Genomic DNA, 17,547 nt, shown 5'->3' on the forward strand with positions numbered 1-17,547 from the left:
TATCACTAACTAGCCTTTTACATAAATATAACAAAATTTAACAAGTTCGCCGTTTTTGAATCTTTCATGGAAACTTCCAACGCTTATGAGCCGTATTAGCTCTTAGGTTGAGATGAGGTCAGCAGCCCGTTGACAGGCTAGTTCCATGTGAGTTGTAGATTGAGATTCAGCCTTTCATGTGCAGCTGGAATAACAATGAATGTTGTTCAGCTCGCAATGACAAATAGCTCGTAGTGAAATACAGCTCGCAACGAAATACAGCTCGTAATGAAACACTGCTCGCAACGACATTTAGGTCGCAAGTATCCAATTAGGAAGGATAAGGAGAGATCTTTTGAAAAGATTACTGGTTAGGCTAGGGTGGCTTTTGAAAAGTTTTGTTGTGGTTTTGGTATCGCCTTTGGTGCATGCCAGCACTGAATACAACATGACTCAAGGTGTTACTGAGATCAGCGGTAAGGTATACGAACTTCATATGCTGATTTTCTACATCTGCTGTGCGATTGCTTTCGTTGTTTTTGGTGTGATGTTTTATTCAATTCTGAGACACCGAAAGTCGAAGGGGGCGGTTGCTGCTCATTTTCACGAAAGTACGAAAGTCGAAATCCTTTGGACCATCATTCCTATTATTATCCTCATCGCTATGGCCATACCCGCGACCAAGACCTTGATTGCGATGGAAGACACCTCTCAATCAGAACTCACAATCAAAATTACAGGCTCGCAATGGAAGTGGCACTACAGCTATTTTGGTGAAGACGTTGAGTTTTTCAGCCTCCTAGCAACCAGCGATAAAGAGATTGAAGGCATTGAAGTGAAAGGCGCGCATTACCTGTTAGAGGTTGATAAGCCGCTTGTACTGCCTATCAATCGTAAAGTCCGCTTTTTGATGACTTCCGATGATGTTATTCATTCATGGTGGGTCCCAGCATTTGCCGTTAAGAAAGATACCATTCCGGGCTTTATCAATGAAGCTTGGACAAAGATAGATGAGCCCGGTGTTTATCGAGGCCAGTGTGCTGAGTTATGTGGTCGTGCTCATGGCTTCATGCCGATAGTGGTACAGGCTATGGAGGAAAACGAGTTTGATGCATGGTTAGCGGACCAGAAAGAATTGGCGATAACCGCACAACAAGCCGCGCAAGATGCATTAGATGCGTCACTTTCTTTGGCAGAGCTCAATACCATTGGCGAAGAGGTATATAAAACTCGTTGTGCAGTTTGTCACCAAGTGAATGGCGAAGGTATCCCTGGAGCATTTCCTGCCATCAAAGGAAGCCCTATTGCGCTTGGCGATGTGGGTGTTCATATCGACACCATTGTTTATGGTCGTGGCGGAACGGCGATGCAGGCGTTTGATAATCAGTTAACCGAGAAAGAGATCGCAGCGGTAGTGACTTACCAGCGAAACGCTTGGGGTAATGATACGGGCGATATTGTTCAGGCTTCAGATGTGAACGCTTATAAAGCCAAGCAAGAAGGCGGAGGCCAAGCAGCTGACGAACAAGGTTCAATGGACGAAACGCAAGGTTCAACGGATCAAGCACAAAACGATGCTAAGGAGCAGTTATGAGTTCACCAATCAATAAGCCGGTGAAATCGGCTCCAGCAGAAGACCAAGCACTGAGCCATTCTGCGGAAGGTACGCTGGGCAATGATGATTTGCCTGTTGACGATCACGACTCACATGCGGCACCTAAAGGCTGGGCTCGTTGGCTTTACTCAACCAATCATAAAGACATCGGTACACTTTACCTGTGGTTCAGCTTTGCGATGTTCTTAACGGGTGGTGCCATGGCAATGGTGATCCGTGCGGAGCTATTCCAACCCGGGTTACAACTTGTTGAGCCAGATTTCTTCAATCAGATGACTACAGTCCATGGTTTAATCATGGTATTCGGTGCCGTGATGCCAGCATTTACGGGCTTGGCTAACTGGATGATCCCGATGATGATCGGAGCTCCAGATATGGCGTTGCCGAGAATGAATAACCTCAGTTTCTGGATCTTGCCTTTTGCGTTTCTAATCTTGATCGGATCTTTGTTTACTGAGGGAGGTGGGCCGAGTTTTGGTTGGACATTTTATGCGCCACTCTCGACAACTTATGGCCCAGACAGTACGGCATTGTTTGTGTTCTCAGTTCATATTATGGGGATCAGTTCGATCATGGGGGCGATTAACGTCATCGTAACCATAGTGAACATGCGCGCACCGGGTATGACTTGGTTCAAGCTACCGATGTTCGTATGGACATGGTTAATTACCGCTTTCTTACTGATAGCCGTGATGCCCGTGCTCGCGGGTGCGGTGACCATGGTGCTGACCGACAAATACTTTGGGACGAGCTTCTTTGATGCCGCAGGTGGTGGGGACCCGGTGATGTTCCAGCACATATTCTGGTTCTTTGGGCACCCCGAAGTGTACATCATGATCTTGCCGTCTTTTGGTATTGTCTCTGCAATCATCCCTGCATTCAGTGGTAAGCGTCTGTTTGGTTATCACTCTATGGTTTATGCGACCTGTAGTATCGCATTGCTGTCATTCTTGGTTTGGGCGCACCACATGTTCACCACGGGTATGCCAGTATTTGCAGAATTGTTCTTCATGTATTGCACCATGTTGATCGCTGTGCCGACCGGTGTGAAAGTCTTCAACTGGGTGGCGACCATGTGGCGAGGGGCTTTGACTTTTGAAACTCCAATGCTGTTTGCGATTGCCTTTATAGTTCTGTTTACGATTGGTGGGTTATCCGGATTGATGCTCGCTATCGTGCCAGCTGATTTCCAATACCACGATACCTACTTTGTTGTGGCTCATTTCCACTATGTTCTGGTGACAGGTGCTGTGTTCTCAATTATGGCCGCCGCCTATTACTGGCTGCCGAAATGGACTGGGCATATGTACGACCACAAGCTCAGTCTGTGGCATTTCTGGACGTCGGTAATTTCAGTCAATGTACTGTTCTTCCCGATGCACTTTTTAGGACTAGCAGGCATGCCGCGTCGTATTCCTGATTACGCGATTCAGTTCGCCGACGTTAACCAAGTGGTGTCGATTGGTGGTTTTGCCTTTGGGTTGTCTCAGCTGATTTTCTTATGGCTAGCGATTAAGTGCGTAAGAGGGGGCGAGCCTGCGCCAAGCAAGCCTTGGGATAGAGCTGAAGGTCTTGAATGGACAGTACCAAGCCCTGCGCCTCACCACACCTTTACTCATCCACCTAAAGTGGATTAGAGGATAGAACCATGAGTGATAAGCAAAGCGATCCCAATCAAGATAAAAAACAACCAAAGCGCCTGTCTAATAAGCGATCGACTAAAAAGCTGACGGGTTATTTGGTGTTGGGCGTGGTTGCGATGTTTGGCTTCGGTTTCGCTTTGGTTCCTCTGTATGACGTAATGTGTGAGGCTTTAGGGATCAATGGCAAAACTAATACCGTTTCAGCGGTGCAACCTCAGGGAATGCAGCCCGACTATTCTCGTACTGTTCGAGTGGAATTCATGTCGCACATTAAGCCAGATATGCCATGGCAGTTTGCGCCTGAGGTTCGAGTGTTAGAGGTTCACCCTGGTGAGGTGGTTCAAACTAACTACATCGCCAAAAACCTATCAGGAGCCTCATTGGTTGGCCAAGCTGTGCCATCGGTTTCTCCGGGTATGGGGGCAACTTATTTCAATAAGATGGAATGCTTTTGCTTTAATCAGCAGCCATTGGACGGGCATAAGAGCGCAGAAATGGGTTTGATATTTTACATTGAGCCAGATATTCCAGAATCGATACATACGCTTACACTCTCTTATACGCTGTTTAACATTACAAGTCAGGTGAGTGGAGAGGCAAGTAAGCCTGAAGTGAGCACATCAACATTGAACACACTACAATCTGGCTCACCAAAAGCGAGCACACTCGCAAGTAACTAGGGATTTACAGAACCAGTATCAACATAAGGAGTTGAGCGATGAGTTCTAAAAAGGAAGTTTATTTCGTTCCACATCAAAGCCACTGGCCATTGGTGGGTGCCGTCGCACTATTTTTGGTCGCGGTTGGCGCTGGCTTGACGGTGCAAAATATGGGCACTGATGCCGCTGGCGGCATGTTTGGAAAAGCAGTTCTGTTAGTCGGATTTTGTGTGTTGCTTTACATGCTCGCAGGATGGTTTAGTAATGTGATCACGGAATCATTAAGTGGTCTCTATTCTGAGCAGATTTCTCGTTCTTTTAGACAAGGAATGAGCTGGTTCATCTTCTCTGAGATCATGTTCTTTGGCGCTTTCTTTGGCGCGCTTTTCTATGCTCGAATGATTTCTGTCCCTTGGATTGGTGGGGCGGGCAACAATGCTATGACCCATGAAGTGTTGTGGCCGATGTTTCAATCAATGTGGCCGTTAACGACTACCCCTGATGGCGTGACGACAGAAGCGATGTCTTGGCAAGGTATCCCGCTTAAGAACACCATTATTCTGCTGCTTTCTTCTGTGACTCTGCACATGGCACATATCAGTCTTGAACAAAATAAGCGCATGGCTTTGATCGTCTGGTTGGAGATAACCATCGTTCTGGCTGGCTTCTTCCTGTTCTTCCAGGTTGAAGAGTATCTTCACGCTTATCAAGAGATGGGGCTGACACTTCAGTCTGGCATCTACGGCAACACCTTCTTCTTGTTGACTGGGTTCCATGGTTTGCATGTCTGTTTAGGAACGATTTTTTTGATTGTGTTACTGGCGAGAGTTGCGAAAGACCACTTCACTCCGAAAGACCACTTTGCGTTCCAAGCGGGCAGTTGGTATTGGCACTTTGTTGATGTGGTTTGGTTAGGGCTGTTTGTGTTTGTTTATGTGCTTTAGCGGTTGAGCCTATAGGGGATTAGTAAGGGCGAGGGTTGGGAGTTATCACTCCTGAACCTAAAGCCAGTAACAACAGTAGCACGACAACGGCTGACCACATGACTCGACGACCCAAGAAGTGACTCAGTCTTTTGCCATTGTGTTTACCTGAGGCGATTTGGATTAGACCTTTCATCAAATTGAAAGCGATAAAAAACAGCAAAGCGACCAATACAATTTTAAACAACAACACAAAGGTAGATGACGCCATAGTGATAACTCCAAACCGATTGATTGATGATGAACACAAGTTCCGCAGTAAAGGTTTTTGGATAGCGGTTGTTTTAACTGTGGTTTCAGTCGGCATTTTAATCAAGTTGGGTTTGTGGCAGTTAGAGCGTGGTAACGAGAAATTGCGTTATGAACAACAGCTATCAGAAAGAGCGCAGCAATCGCCTAGGTCATTGGACACGGTTATCTCTGAATGGAAGGACTCGCGTACACAAGCGCAAGGCTCATCTGAACTGCCGTCTTTAAATGGTTTGAGAGTTGACGTGGAGCTGGAAACACCAAGTGGCTTAGTGGTCTTGTTAGACAATCAGATTAACCAAGGAGCGGTGGGGTATGTGATTTACATGTTGGGAAAGGTTCGTCTTGAAGATGAAAACGAGTCTTTAGTGGCCGAAAAGCAGTTATTGATCGATCTGGGGTTCGTTGCGGCAAGTAATGACAGAAGAGAGCTTCCACAACTAGGAAACATAACACTACCGACCAATATGTCAGGGCGTTTGTACACTCGTTCAGTGAATCCTCTAAGTCATGAGCTGGGTTTAGAAAACACAACGCCTAAAAGAATTCAAAACATCAACATAACAGCGTTATCAGAGCACACAGGACAAGCCGTTTTACCCTTTGTCTTCCAACCGCAAAGCTTAGAATCGTGGCCTTATGAGTTGTTATGGCGACCGACGGCAATGAAATCTGAGAAGCACTTCGGTTACTCATTTCAATGGTTTGTAATGGCAGCGGTACTTTTGTTTTTGATGTTGTTAATTGGCTATCGGTACCTAAAAACGACACCTATCACGGAGAACAACGATGGATAAGTCTCAAGCACAAGTGAACAGGGAAAGTACCGAGGCAAACATGGCTGAGCTTAGAAGCCGTCGTACTAAGGGACGTTTGGTATTAATCGGACTCGTTTTAATTTTCGCTTTGCCTGCGATTATCGCCAAAACAGTGTTGGATCAGAATTGGTATACGTCAGGTGTCACTAACTCAGGCGAATTGGTCGAACCAAGAATTACACTAGCGGATTTCGGCGTAACGGTACCCATGGCTGGAGAGGGTTGGGTTGTGGGTTATATCGCTCCCACAGAGTGTGAAAGCTTATGCGAACAACAACTCCATTATTTTAATCAAAGTTACTTGGCGCTAGGGAAAAACAAAGAGCGAGTGACCGCCGTTGTTTTCGTCTCAGAAGGTAACTCGTTGTCGGGTTCGCTCAACAAGCCTGATTTATCTTTGTTAGCAGGTGGTGATCAATTAAGTACTGAGTTTGCACCCGCTTCCATTGTCATAATTGACCCACTCGGGCAATTGGTTATGGAATACAAAAGTGTTTCTGATCCTTCGCAGCTAGTCAGCCAATCTAAAGGCATGATTCATGATCTAAGAAAGCTGCTTAAGCTGTCACGAGTTGGGTAGTTAATCAGCTTAAGTTGATAAGCTTGAGTTGATGAGCTTGAGTTAATGAGCTTTAGCAGATTGCGTTAATGCTGAGTGTTGTTAGCGAAAAGGGAATAAGTATAGGGAGATAAACGATGCAGAATAAAGCCCCTGATTTACTCATGCACATGATGAGATTAACTATCTTGTTAACCCTTACCGTGATTGTGCTCGGCGCTTATACCCGTTTGTCTGATGCTGGCCTTGGCTGTCCTGACTGGCCTGGGTGCTATGGAAAGATTACCGTTCCCTCGAATACCCAAGCAGTTAATCAAGCCAATCTACAATTTCCAGAACGAGCTCTCGAAGCAGACAAAGCTTGGATAGAGATGATCCATCGCTACTTTGCAGGAACATTAGGGCTGCTTATCTTTGTTGTTGTTGCTTGGTGTATTAAAAAGAATATAACAGCTGCTGGTCTTCCGTTACTTATCTCTGCAACCGTGATATTTCAGGCTTTGCTTGGAATGTGGACGGTGACTCTCAAGTTGATGCCCGTTGTGGTTATGGCGCATTTGATGGGGGGCTTCACGTTGCTGTCACTGTTGTGTCTGCTCTACTGTCGTTTGTCTCATTTCCAAAGCCGTTTTGGTGAGGCTACCTATTCTTCACCACTTAAAGTCTCGGCACTATTCGGATTACTCATTGTGGTTGGGCAGATACTGCTTGGTGGCTGGACATCGTCTAATTATGCCGCTCTGGTGTGTACCCAATTACCTATCTGTGAAGGGAACTGGACAAGCTATTTAGATTTCAAGAATGCCTTCGATTTTGCTCAACATGGCCATGATAACTATGAGTTTGGCGTGTTGGAATATCCCGCAAGGCTTACCATCCATGTAATGCACAGGTTCGGGGCTATTGTGGCGACGTTAACGGTGCTGATGATCGTGTACCAGCTATGGAAATTTGGCCAAGCGCCTCACCAAAAGCTGAGCGTGATTGTCGCAATAGTCCTGTTTACCCAAATCAGCCTTGGGATCAGTAATGTATGGTTTCACCTGCCAATCTCAGTCGCGGTTTTGCATAACCTAGTCGCAGCGATGTTGCTCATCAGCATGGTTGTAACCAATTTTGTGGTGTGGCAACGCAAACCAAGTCAGAGCTTGGTGAAAAACAGTGTATTACAAGGAGGTAATCATGGTCAGTAGAACGTCAACACAGTATGAAGTGGTGGCTCAAGACGCAGCCTTAACTCATAAGATAGCAGCCAACAATGACACAGCTTTAAGTAACGAAATAGCTGCAAAAAACAAAGCAACTTGGAAAGTTTATTTAACGCTGACCAAGCCTAAAGTGGTGGCTTTGATGTTACTGACGGCCTTAGTGGGTATGTGTTTGGCCGTGCCCAACGGATTACCTTTACAGCAAACTTTGTTTGGAATGATCGGAATAGGATTAATGGCAGGCTCAGCAGCGGCGTTTAACCACTTGATCGATAAAAAGATCGATGGCCAGATGACTCGAACAAATCGACGCCCTTTACCATCTGGTGAACTGAATAGTGTGCGTGTGTTCAGCTTTGCCGCGGGTATCGGCTTACTTGGGTTTGCCACGTTAATGGTGTGGGTCAATCAACTCACGGCTTGGTTAACCTTTGCGAGTTTATTAGGCTATGCGGTCATCTATACAATGTACTTGAAGCGAGCGACGCCACAGAACATCGTAATTGCAGGGATCGCAGGCGCAATGCCTCCGCTATTGGGTTGGACGGCAGTCACCAACGAGCTTCATTCAAATGCTTGGTTGTTGGTGATGATCATCTTTATTTGGACACCTCCGCACTTCTGGGCGTTGGCAATTCATCGTCGTGATGAGTATGCCAAAGTGAATATCCCCATGCTTCCTGTGACCCATGGTATTGCGTACACCAAAACATCGATTCTGCTCTATACCTTGCTGCTAAGCATCGTATGTATATTGCCGGTGTTGGTTGGCATGAGTAGTTGGATATATCTAAGCGCTTCATTGGTGTTAAACGGCGGGTTTGTTTATCACGCTTGGGTACTTAAGTATCGTGATGAGCCTAATATGGCGATGAAGACCTTTAAGTTCTCCATCTATCATCTCATGATCTTGTTTGTTGCTCTGTTGGCAGACCACTATCTACTTTGACAACTGGCGTTTCTACTTTTAATGAACAAGAAAACGGATGCTTTGGGCATCCGTTTTTGTTTGGTTGATGACTAAAACTCACCCAATACAAAGTAAGTATCTAGCGAGTAATTAGTCCACTTTGTTCCAAGCACTTTGCCAGTGTGAACCGACACCTGGTTCGTACTGAGTTGCTGTTGGAGCCCATTGAACACAGTAGCCAGAGTATGGGAACTCTTTACACTGATAAACGCCACCATCGCTGCTTAGAACCTTTGTTCCTGCTGTGTAAGACTCAATGCTTTCTGGGAACACGAAGTCGTAGTCGCCCGCTGGTGGCGGTGTTTGCTCGTCCATTAGATGGAAATCAAGCGTGTTCTGATCCACTAAGTTACCTTGGTCATCTTTGGTCACAACCACAAGCATGTGGTGACCAGCTTCTGACTTAGAAAGAGTCAGTTGAATATCTTCAACTTGTCCGTCTGTTAGGTCTGATTTCTGAGATGCAAGTGCTTCACGGTGATGGTTGTACACGGTAAGCTCGGCTTGGATATCGCCTGTTGCCGCTAGCGTAAGGTCAAGCTGAGTAGGTTGGCTCTCATCGATAATGTACTCTGACTCTAGACCTGTTACTTCTAGCTCATGCTCGGGTTCTGGAGTATCAATCTTGTAGCCGATTTCAACACTGTTAAAGCCAGAGCCTGCTTTTAGATAAACAGGGTTCGTGCCGTAAACGGGTGCGAAATCGCCTTGGTCATTCAATTGGCCTGCTTTGATTTGCGTCTGCTCTTGATTGATCTTAGAGGCAAGTGCGTAAGACCAGTTATTGGCTTTGCCTTGATCAGAACTTTCAATCACAAGCTCTGTGCTGTATGAAGCGTTCTCACCAGATTGGTCAAATACACGCGTATAAACAGCGTCACCAACATTCAGGTCTTGTGTCGGGTTGATTTGACCACCTTGATCCCAATCAGGAATGATAGGGCCGTCGCCATCAAACTTCACATCGATAACGTTGTAGAAAGCCGCTGCAGTGTCACCTACATCCCATACCGCAAGGATCACTTGATAACCTTCGCGTTCTGGCACATTACACAAGTGGCTTACTTGCATCGGTGGCTGTTCCATATTGCCTTCAACAACACAGAATGGCGTTAAGTTGAAAGAGCTGCGCGCCAAAGGTTGGTTTGGGTTCCAGTCGGGTTGAGTAATGTAGTATTTCCAGTCGCGAGTCTTGTGATTAGCTGTGAACGTCCACTCGAAGTATTGAGAACCAGACTTGATCGGACGTTTAACCCAGCGATCGGCTGTCTGCTCGTCAAGCGCTGCTGCTAAAGAAGATTGCGCACTGGCGATTTTTCCATCAGCAGGGCCGATTTCAGGGAAGCCTTCAGGGCCTTCCACACTTTGTGGCTCATATTGGATACCACCACAGTTGGTGTTTTTTTGTTGTGTATCACTCGCTGGGAATTTACACAGGGCGACACGACTCTCAGCAACGCCATTATTGTATGCCGAAACATAACCGTGACCGAAGCTTGCTCCACTTACGCTAAGTAGCGATAGTGCGATGAGCGATTTTTTTGGGAGTTGTTTCATTATTTGTCCTTACTGTATTTGGCCGACAAAAAAGAGAACACTCCAGCATGCATTGACACTTAAATCCTATTAAGTGGCGGCCCCGCTATCATAGACAGAATAATTGTCGACAGACCGGTGGCTTTGCGTCCTATTCTTTCAAATAGTTTGCCAGAAGTGCGTTTGAGCAAGCGAAATGTAGCCAACCAGTTTTATAAATGCGAATCAATAGATTGAAATGTGGAATGCCAATCTCGAACTTTTAATTCTTAATACAAATTAACTTGCTATATGTTTAGTTCGCTAACGTATAAATTATTGATATAAATGAAGAAAGTATTTGCTCTAATCGCTTTTGTGAATGCTTTTCGATTGTGATGTTTTGTTCTGCACGACAATTGCGCGCATATCAAAACCAAACCTTTGGTTTCCACTAACCAAACCCTGACATGCTATGTATGAAAAGCCGGACAATTGATTGGTATGAATTATATAAAGGAGTCGGTATGGAATTCACAGAACTAGATAGAGACGCGTTATATCAAACGTGGATGTCACAAAAATCGAGAATGCGTATTACGCAGATGGAGTTTTCAAAAAAGCTTGGAATGAACCAGCTTGATTTCTCTAGAGTGCTAAGAGGCGAGACGCCATTAACGATGTCTTTCGTTAGTCACTTTTGTCGTTTACTTCATTTAGAGCCTAGGAATGTTTTTCCTTCACTTAAAGAAGGCAATGAGTCAGGGCCTAAAGTGGTCTACCTAAAAAGTAGAATGAGCGTTGATGGTGAGATCCAAAATGCTTATATCGAAGGAAATCAGGTAATCGTAGAGTATGCACACACCGTTCAGCATGATTAATTTTAAAGCTAGCTCTGAGTTTTAACTCCCCTTTTCTACAAACTTTTCATATAAGGTATGACTTACTCAATTAAATTCCTTAATTTTAACTAAGTGCGTCATGAAACCTCTAAAAGTCTTTTTGCTTGTTGCAACCAGCATCTTCTTGTTTGGTTGTGCAGGCGGCCCAATTAAAACCGCAACTAAATTCACCAGTTATAAAGATTTTCAGCCAGTCCCTGATGGAGGCGTTGACCTAGTTTGGGCAAGGATTGGGCTACGTGATGCGCAGCGACTGAGCTCCAAGTTAGACGACTATGATTCTGTGGTGATCGACCGTGAAGCGTGTAATAAAGACTTTTCAACCATGATTGACTCGCTTGATGATGCCAAAGATGCGATCAACTATTGGGTTGAACGTTTAGGTGATACTCTACAGAATATCGATGACGCATAGAAAGAGCCTGTAATGCTAGAGAAAGAGAACCTGATTAAACTTGCTAGAATGCAAATGCCATTTGGTAAATACGCTGGTCGTGCGTTGATTGACTTACCTGAAGAATATTTGCTGTGGTTCGACAAAAAAGGGTTCCCCTCTGGTGAGCTAGGTGACTTATTAAAACTGTGCCTTGCTCTGAAAATTGAAGGGCTTGATAGCGTTGTCAAACCATTGAAAAGAATGTAATTGAATAGAGAGCTTGCGTTAATCACGTGAGCTTTTTTGTTTTCAAGTGCTACACAATGCTACATGTATGCTGAAGCTTGAAGAATAGCTGCTCTCTTGTCTTCCTTGAAATTACGCAATCGATAGCGTGTAAATAATGCTATACAGGGTGTTTCTAATATAAAACACAAAAAAAATTGCGTTTATTTTCAATTAGTGATTGAAACTAGAGTTTTTACTAGTTAAGTTACAAGGAACAAGAAGATTAGTGCTGAAAGAAAGTTACGTGAGACAACGTACATTCAGCTCAAGGATAGAAAAAAGGAAGAAGTAAGCAATGTTCCAGACTGATGATGTAAGAATTAACAAAGTAAAAGAGTTATTACCACCTGTTGCTGTTTTAGAAAAGTTTCCAGCGACAGAAGTTGCTTCTTCTACAACCTTTGAAAGCCGCAAAGCGATCCACAATATTTTAGAAGAAAGCGACGACCGCTTGCTTGTTATTGTTGGCCCATGTTCTATTCATGATACAGAAGCCGCTCTTGAGTACGGCAAGCGTTTGAAAGTGTTGCGCGACGAACTTGGCGATAACCTTGAAATCGTAATGCGTGTTTACTTTGAAAAGCCACGTACAACCGTTGGTTGGAAAGGTCTAATCAATGACCCGTACATGAACGACACGTTCAAGCTAAATGATGGTCTTCGTCTTGGACGTAAGCTACTGCTTGACCTAACTGATATGGGAATGCCGACGGCAAGTGAATTCCTAGATATGATCACGCCTCAATACGTTGCTGACTTAATCAGCTGGGGTGCAATCGGCGCTCGTACTACGGAATCTCAAGTTCACCGTGAACTGGCTTCTGGCCTATCTTGCCCAGTTGGCTTTAAGAATGGTACTGATGGCAACATCAAGATCGCAACAGACGCTATTCGTTCGGCAAGCGCTTCGCACCACTTCTTATCTGTGACTAAGTACGGACACTCAGCAATTATTGAAACAGTGGGTAACCCTGACTGTCATATCATTTTACGTGGCGGTAAAGAGCCAAACTACAGCGCTAAGCATGTAGGTAAAATCAAAGAAGAACTAGCTGCGTCAGGCCTTCCACAAAAGGTCATGATTGACTTCAGCCACGCAAACAGCTCTAAGCAGTTTAAGCGTCAAATGAATGTATCTGATGACGTTAGTGCTCAAATCTCAGGCGGTGACAAAGCTATCTTTGGTGTGATGATTGAATCTCACCTTGTTGAAGGTCGCCAAGATCTTGTTGATGGTAAAGCTGCAACTTACGGCCAATCTGTTACTGATGCATGTATTGGTTGGGCAGATACTGAAACAGTACTTCGCCAGTTGGCAGACGCTGTTGAAGCTCGCCGCAACAAGTAATCTAATTATTACAGCCAGTCACTAAACGACTGAAAATTCAAAGCCCTTATTAGCAATCGCTAGTAAGGGCTTTTTTGTGGTTCTTAGTTGTAAGCGGAAAGTGCCTTGTACTCTTAAATGAGAAAAGACAGTAGCTCGTCGACTTTAAGTGAAAGCAAAGTTCTATCTTGTTTGGTTTCTACGTTGAGGCGTATCAACGGCTCTGTATTGGACTTTCTTAAGTTGAAGCGCCATGTGCCCATATTCATGCTGAGCCCGTCTGTGTGATCGATCTCAACGGCGTTATCTTGATAGTGCGACAACACATAAGCCATGACTTGTTCTGGGTCTGAAACCCTACGATTGATCTCTCCTGAAGAGGGAAATCTATCCATACTCGAATTGGTCAATTGGTGAAGAGATTGTTGAGTTTTCGACATCAGTTCGATAATAAGCAGCCAAGGAATCATTCCTGAATCGCAATACCCAAAATCACGGAAATAATGGTGCGCACTCATTTCACCACCGTACACAGCGTTTAATTCTCGCATCTTCTCTTTGATGAGCGCATGCCCAGCTTTGACTGCAACAGCCTTCCCACCAAGCTTATTGGCGACTTCAATCGTGCTCCATGTCATACGCATATCGTGCAACACTGTGGCGTTAGGCTCTTTTAACAAAAATGCTTCAGCGAGCAACCCGACAATATAGTAACCCTCAATATAATTACCTTTTTCATCAAAGAAAAAGCAGCGGTCAAAATCACCATCCCACGCAATCCCTAGATCGGCCGAATGTTCTAACACAGCATTTCGAGTCGCTATTTGGTTTTCTATAATCAATGGATTGGGAATACCAATAGGGAAATTTCCGTCAGGAGTATGGTGAACCTTGATGAAGGTGATAGAGGCACTGAGTTCGTTAAATTTCTTCTCCAAAGCATCAATGACATGTCCTGCAACGCCGTTTCCTGCGTTAACCACAATCTTCATTGGTGAAAGTTTAGAAGGTGTTATGTAGGAGAGTAGGTGGTCTACATAAGGGGCGAGAATACTAGTTGATATGCAGGAGTTATTTGATTGAACATGAACGATCGGCGAATCGGCGTTCAGCTCTTGATTCAGTACTTTAATGCGTCGTTTGATTTTATCTAAACCACTGTTTTTACTGATGGGGCTAGCGTCAGCACCGACCAATTTCATTCCGTTGTAATTGATTGGGTTATGGCTGGCTGTGATTTGTATTCCGCCAATCGCTTTTAGGTGACGAGTCGCAAAGTAGACTTCTTCAGTGCCAGTCATCCCAAGATCAATGACGCTTATCCCGGACTCGATTAAGCCTGCAGTAATGGCTTCTTGCAGTGACAAAGACGTTTCACGGTTATCTCGACCAATAACGACTGGAGGCCATGCACTTGGGGTCTTGGCATTTCCTAACAGGAGATATTCACCAAACGCCTTTCCAAGCAGATAGGCAAACGGCTCATTGATTTGGCTACCAATGATGCCGCGAATGTCGTTGTTCTTAAAGCAGCGAAGATCTAATGTTGGTTTCATTTGATTGTCGCCGCTTCTATTTCGATTTTTTGTTCTGAGACGACGAAGCTTGTTCGCTTCGAACATCTCGCCCATAGCTGTCTTGATATCGAATGATATCGTCTTCACTTAAATGGCTGCCGGTTTGAACTTCAATCATTTCAAGAGGTGTCTCGCCAGGGTTCTCTAGGCAGTGGATGTGACCTAAAGGGATGTAAGTCGACTGATCTTCTTCGACGAGATAGGTTTTCTCATCGTTGGTCACTTTCGCAGTGCCAGCTACTACTACCCAATGTTCCGCTCTATGATGATGCATCTGAAGTGAAAGCTGATGACCCGCTTTTACGGTGATACGCTTAACTTTGTCTCGCTTTCCTAAATCAATCACATCGTATTTACCCCAAGGTCTAAATACCTCGCGATGATGTACATGCTCCGTTCGACCAGCCTGATTCAGTTGGCTAACAATCGACTTAACACCCTGAACTTTGTCTTTGTTCGCAACCAATATTGCATCTTTGGTCTCGACAATAATCAGGTTATCGACACCTACAGTAGCAACTAGCTTGTTTTCAGCATGGATGTAGTTGTGTTGAGAGTCGACGGTTAACACATCACCTTCAATGACGTTGTTATGCTCATCTTTGTCGCTTACATCCCAGATAGCAGACCATGAGCCAATATCATTCCAACCGACATCCATCGGGATCACAGCTGCGTGCGAGGTTTTCTCCATCACGGCATAATCGATGGAATCGCTTGGGCTGCTTTTGAATGCTTCAGCGTCGATACGGATAAAGTCGAGGTCGGTATTTTGCTTTGCAAGAGCGAGTTTACAAGCCGCTAATATCTCGGGGTGGTGTTCGGCGAGTTCTTCAAGATAGCGTGATGCCTTAAACATGAACATGCCACTGTTCCATAGGTACTGTTCTGAGCGAATGTATGCTTCTGCGGTTGCTTTATCGGGTTTTTCTACAAAGCACTCAATGTCGTAAGCATAATGGGCTGGTTGGTCTGTAGTGTTGGTTTCTAGTTGTAGACTAGAGACAAGAGGTTGCCCTTGTTTGATGTAGCCATAGCCAGTCTCTGGAGCATTTGGGGTTATACCGAATGTCACCAGTTTGCCTTGTTTTGCGTAATCAACACCACGGTTAATCGATTGTTGGAATTCAGAGGTTTTAGCTATGTGATGGTCGGCAGCAAGCACTAATAAGATTGGGTCAGCCGCTTCTCCTTTAGTGCCATGAGACTTGGTCAAAGCTTGCAAGGCTGCAAGTGCGATGGCTGGCGCAGTATTTCTACCGACAGGTTCTAACAGAATGCCACTGTGCAGGACGTTAGTTGAGCGAATTTGTTCAGCAGCGATAAAACGATGCTCTTCATTACAGATAATGAATGGCGCATCGCAGCTACTATCCGCTAGGTGTGCGTCGATACCTTGCAGGCGTTGAAGTGTTTGCTGAAGCATCGATTGTTCGCCAGCAATATTCAGGAATTGCTTAGGATAGAGCTCTCGAGACAGTGGCCAGAGGCGACTTCCAGAGCCGCCAGCTAGGATGACAGGTAAAATCATAGAGTGGTAATTGTGTGCATTAGAATACTGCCATCATATTACCACGCTTCACGCTTATTACTTATCGATAACCAAGAAGGATGTTGACTATCGATGACCTTCCGTAGGGGAGTTCAACATATCTTTGGGATCGCTAACATTCTGATTATCACCTAGGCTTTGAACGCTGTTATGACCTTGAACATTAGAAAAGTCTTGAGGGTCAATCTTGAGTGTCTGTGTTGGGAACGCGATGTCTGCATTGTGTTTATGAATAATCGCCAGAACCTGTAACAGAACGTCTTGCTTCACTTTGTGGTACCTGATCCAGTTGACCGTTTTTGTGAAGGTATAGATAAAGAAGTTCAGCGTTGATGGCCCAAATTTGTCAAAGTTAACGATCAACGTCTGTTTGGCATCAATATCTGGGTGGGCCTCGAGCATGGTTCTTACATCATCAACAATGAGCGCCAATTTGTCTGCATCTTGATAACGAAGACCAAAGGTTTCATTGATTCTACGATTCAACATTCTCGATGGGTTCTCTACCACAATACTACTGAACACCGAATTTGGAACGTACAAAGGACGCTTATCAAAAGTGCGGATAATCGTCATGCGCCAGCCAATGCGTTCGACAGTACCTTCGATTTGACGATCGGGAGAGCGTATCCAATCTCCGACTTTAAAAGGGCGGTCGAAGTAAATCATCATGCCGCCAAAGAAATTCGACAGTAGATCTTTAGCGGCTAAACCGACGATTAAACCACCGACACCACCAAAGGTAAGCAAACCCGATAGGCTCAGCCCAAACGCCTGCATGATGGTTAAGCCGCCCATCACCATAAAGAACAGTCGAGCCACTTTCGCGATAGCTTGTACTGTGGTTTCGTCTCTGGTTTTCTGCTCTAAGACATACTCTTCAGAGTTACTGATCATTCGCAGCGTAAACCAAACAAACGTAGATATGATCAGTATGTGTTTGAGTGTTCTTAGCCAGTTGATTTCATTACCAAACTGGTCTTGAAGAATCAAGCCAACAGACACGGTAGCAGGCCAGCACCAAAGCAACGTACTGACAGGTGTTTTTAAGGCCTCTAGCAGTAGGTCATCCCAATGGAATTGGGTTTTTTTGACCAAGATTTCCAGGCGATTATGGACAATTCGCCAAGCGACCCAAGCGAAAAAGCTCGCAATAGTGATGAACAGGACGCTATTTGCCCAATCGCTATGGCTCTGGTTGATGTAGGTTTGTACTTGGGTTATGAATTCATTCATTGTGTGTACTGCCGCAGAAATTATGGGTTAGAAATTAGCAGAAATCACTTTTGTTCTCTACCTTTATAAATCAATCGATTAGCTGACAATT

The 17,547-nt window shown here is 44.8% G+C and carries 17 protein-coding genes and 1 riboswitch; of the genes, 12 read left to right on the top strand and 5 right to left on the bottom strand.

Features of this window, described 5'->3' with window-relative positions:
- Positions 1-334: 334 nt before the first annotated feature.
- Genes coxB through NX845_RS15690 form a run of 4 tightly spaced genes read left to right on the top strand, consistent with a single transcriptional unit; the run spans position 335 to position 4,840 of the window.
- Positions 335-1,573, top strand: a complete 1,239-nt coding sequence (gene coxB, locus NX845_RS15675; RefSeq protein ID WP_065682318.1) for a cytochrome c oxidase subunit II — start codon at positions 335-337, stop codon at positions 1,571-1,573.
- Positions 1,570-3,231 carry a cytochrome c oxidase subunit I gene (ctaD, locus tag NX845_RS15680; protein ID WP_004730080.1) on the top strand — a complete coding sequence of 554 codons (1,662 nt, stop codon included), beginning with the start codon at positions 1,570-1,572 and terminating at the stop codon, positions 3,229-3,231. Before coxB ends, ctaD begins: the two co-directional genes overlap by 4 nt.
- 11 nt (positions 3,232-3,242) lie before the next feature.
- Positions 3,243-3,917, top strand: coding sequence for a cytochrome c oxidase assembly protein (locus NX845_RS15685; protein ID WP_065682319.1), 675 nt, complete (start codon positions 3,243-3,245; stop codon positions 3,915-3,917).
- Positions 3,918-3,955: 38 nt separating this feature from the next.
- Positions 3,956-4,840: a cytochrome c oxidase subunit 3 gene (locus NX845_RS15690; protein ID WP_065682320.1), complete on the top strand. Its 885-nt coding sequence runs from the start codon at positions 3,956-3,958 to the stop codon at positions 4,838-4,840.
- Between the two features lie 19 nt (positions 4,841-4,859).
- On the opposite strand, the gene NX845_RS15695 is transcribed toward NX845_RS15690, so the two are convergent.
- On the bottom strand, positions 4,860-5,090 hold the full coding sequence (locus NX845_RS15695) for a DUF2909 family protein (RefSeq protein ID WP_029203703.1): 231 nt from the start codon (positions 5,088-5,090) through the stop codon (positions 4,860-4,862).
- Here NX845_RS15695 and NX845_RS15700 point away from each other — a divergent pair.
- The 4 genes from NX845_RS15700 to cyoE all read left to right on the top strand — a co-directional run bounded on the left by NX845_RS15700 (position 4,978) and on the right by cyoE (position 8,662).
- Positions 4,978-5,925 carry an SURF1 family protein gene (locus NX845_RS15700; RefSeq protein ID WP_083994930.1) on the top strand — a complete coding sequence of 316 codons (948 nt, stop codon included), beginning with the start codon at positions 4,978-4,980 and terminating at the stop codon, positions 5,923-5,925. The two genes, NX845_RS15695 and NX845_RS15700, sit on opposite strands and share 113 nt — an antisense overlap.
- Positions 5,918-6,526, top strand: a complete 609-nt coding sequence (locus NX845_RS15705; protein ID WP_260256977.1) for a hypothetical protein — start codon at positions 5,918-5,920, stop codon at positions 6,524-6,526. Before NX845_RS15700 ends, NX845_RS15705 begins: the two co-directional genes overlap by 8 nt.
- A 116-nt stretch (positions 6,527-6,642) precedes the next feature.
- Entirely contained in the window at positions 6,643-7,698 is a 1,056-nt protein-coding gene (locus NX845_RS15710; protein ID WP_065682323.1) for a heme A synthase, read from the top strand.
- Entirely contained in the window at positions 7,688-8,662 is a 975-nt protein-coding gene (gene cyoE, locus NX845_RS15715; RefSeq protein WP_065682324.1) for a heme o synthase, read from the top strand. Before NX845_RS15710 ends, cyoE begins: the two co-directional genes overlap by 11 nt.
- 111 nt (positions 8,663-8,773) lie before the next feature.
- On the opposite strand, the gene gbpA is transcribed toward cyoE, so the two are convergent.
- Positions 8,774-10,240 carry an N-acetylglucosamine-binding protein GbpA gene (gbpA, locus tag NX845_RS15720; RefSeq protein ID WP_065682325.1) on the bottom strand — a complete coding sequence of 489 codons (1,467 nt, stop codon included), beginning with the start codon at positions 10,238-10,240 and terminating at the stop codon, positions 8,774-8,776.
- Between the two features lie 72 nt (positions 10,241-10,312).
- Positions 10,313-10,402: riboswitch (cyclic di-GMP riboswitch) on the bottom strand.
- A gap of 323 nt (positions 10,403-10,725) precedes the next feature.
- Here gbpA and NX845_RS15725 point away from each other — a divergent pair.
- From NX845_RS15725 to aroG, 4 genes are all read left to right on the top strand, one after another.
- Positions 10,726-11,079, top strand: a complete 354-nt coding sequence (locus tag NX845_RS15725; protein WP_017066796.1) for a hypothetical protein — start codon at positions 10,726-10,728, stop codon at positions 11,077-11,079.
- A 100-nt stretch (positions 11,080-11,179) separates the two neighbouring features.
- Positions 11,180-11,515, top strand: coding sequence for a hypothetical protein (locus NX845_RS15730; protein WP_065682326.1), 336 nt, complete (start codon positions 11,180-11,182; stop codon positions 11,513-11,515).
- Positions 11,516-11,527: 12 nt separating this feature from the next.
- A complete protein-coding gene (locus NX845_RS15735; RefSeq protein WP_065682327.1) occupies positions 11,528-11,743 on the top strand; it encodes a DUF3820 family protein in 216 nt (71 codons plus the stop codon).
- Positions 11,744-12,059: 316 nt separating this feature from the next.
- A complete protein-coding gene (gene aroG, locus NX845_RS15740; protein WP_065682328.1) occupies positions 12,060-13,112 on the top strand; it encodes a 3-deoxy-7-phosphoheptulonate synthase AroG in 1,053 nt (350 codons plus the stop codon).
- A 113-nt stretch (positions 13,113-13,225) separates the two neighbouring features.
- Here aroG and NX845_RS15745 read toward each other — a convergent pair whose 3' ends face one another.
- From NX845_RS15745 to NX845_RS15755, 3 genes are all read right to left on the bottom strand, one after another.
- Positions 13,226-14,647: a phosphomannomutase/phosphoglucomutase gene (locus NX845_RS15745; protein WP_065682386.1), complete on the bottom strand. Its 1,422-nt coding sequence runs from the start codon at positions 14,645-14,647 to the stop codon at positions 13,226-13,228.
- 16 nt (positions 14,648-14,663) lie between these two features.
- Complete coding sequence (locus tag NX845_RS15750) at positions 14,664-16,199, bottom strand: mannose-1-phosphate guanylyltransferase/mannose-6-phosphate isomerase (RefSeq protein WP_029405909.1); 1,536 nt, start codon at positions 16,197-16,199, stop codon at positions 14,664-14,666.
- 87 nt (positions 16,200-16,286) lie between these two features.
- The gene (locus tag NX845_RS15755; RefSeq protein ID WP_017094663.1) at positions 16,287-17,456 is read right to left on the bottom strand and encodes a mechanosensitive ion channel family protein; all 1,170 of its coding nucleotides are present in this window, start codon (positions 17,454-17,456) and stop codon (positions 16,287-16,289) included.
- Positions 17,457-17,547 lie beyond the last annotated feature (91 nt).

This window comes from Vibrio sp. NC2, assembly GCF_025195005.1.
GTDB lineage: Bacteria > Pseudomonadota > Gammaproteobacteria > Enterobacterales > Vibrionaceae > Vibrio > Vibrio splendidus.

What these genes read in the sequence shown, in the direction of transcription:
- aroG (WP_065682328.1), top strand. Translation starts at nt 12,060, where the DNA reads ATGTTCCAGACTGATGATGTAAGAATTAACAAAGTAAAAGAGTTATTA.
- NX845_RS15690 (WP_065682320.1), top strand. Translation starts at nt 3,956, where the DNA reads ATGAGTTCTAAAAAGGAAGTTTATTTCGTTCCACATCAAAGCCACTGG.
- NX845_RS15750 (WP_029405909.1), bottom strand. Translation starts at nt 16,199, where the DNA reads ATGATTTTACCTGTCATCCTAGCTGGCGGCTCTGGAAGTCGCCTCTGG.
- ctaD (WP_004730080.1), top strand. Translation starts at nt 1,570, where the DNA reads ATGAGTTCACCAATCAATAAGCCGGTGAAATCGGCTCCAGCAGAAGAC.
- NX845_RS15755 (WP_017094663.1), bottom strand. Translation starts at nt 17,456, where the DNA reads ATGAATGAATTCATAACCCAAGTACAAACCTACATCAACCAGAGCCAT.
- cyoE (WP_065682324.1), top strand. Translation starts at nt 7,688, where the DNA reads ATGGTCAGTAGAACGTCAACACAGTATGAAGTGGTGGCTCAAGACGCA.
- NX845_RS15735 (WP_065682327.1), top strand. Translation starts at nt 11,528, where the DNA reads ATGCTAGAGAAAGAGAACCTGATTAAACTTGCTAGAATGCAAATGCCA.
- NX845_RS15685 (WP_065682319.1), top strand. Translation starts at nt 3,243, where the DNA reads ATGAGTGATAAGCAAAGCGATCCCAATCAAGATAAAAAACAACCAAAG.
- NX845_RS15745 (WP_065682386.1), bottom strand. Translation starts at nt 14,647, where the DNA reads ATGAAACCAACATTAGATCTTCGCTGCTTTAAGAACAACGACATTCGC.
- NX845_RS15725 (WP_017066796.1), top strand. Translation starts at nt 10,726, where the DNA reads ATGGAATTCACAGAACTAGATAGAGACGCGTTATATCAAACGTGGATG.
- gbpA (WP_065682325.1), bottom strand. Translation starts at nt 10,240, where the DNA reads ATGAAACAACTCCCAAAAAAATCGCTCATCGCACTATCGCTACTTAGC.
- NX845_RS15730 (WP_065682326.1), top strand. Translation starts at nt 11,180, where the DNA reads ATGAAACCTCTAAAAGTCTTTTTGCTTGTTGCAACCAGCATCTTCTTG.
- NX845_RS15705 (WP_260256977.1), top strand. Translation starts at nt 5,918, where the DNA reads ATGGATAAGTCTCAAGCACAAGTGAACAGGGAAAGTACCGAGGCAAAC.
- NX845_RS15710 (WP_065682323.1), top strand. Translation starts at nt 6,643, where the DNA reads ATGCAGAATAAAGCCCCTGATTTACTCATGCACATGATGAGATTAACT.
- NX845_RS15695 (WP_029203703.1), bottom strand. Translation starts at nt 5,090, where the DNA reads ATGGCGTCATCTACCTTTGTGTTGTTGTTTAAAATTGTATTGGTCGCT.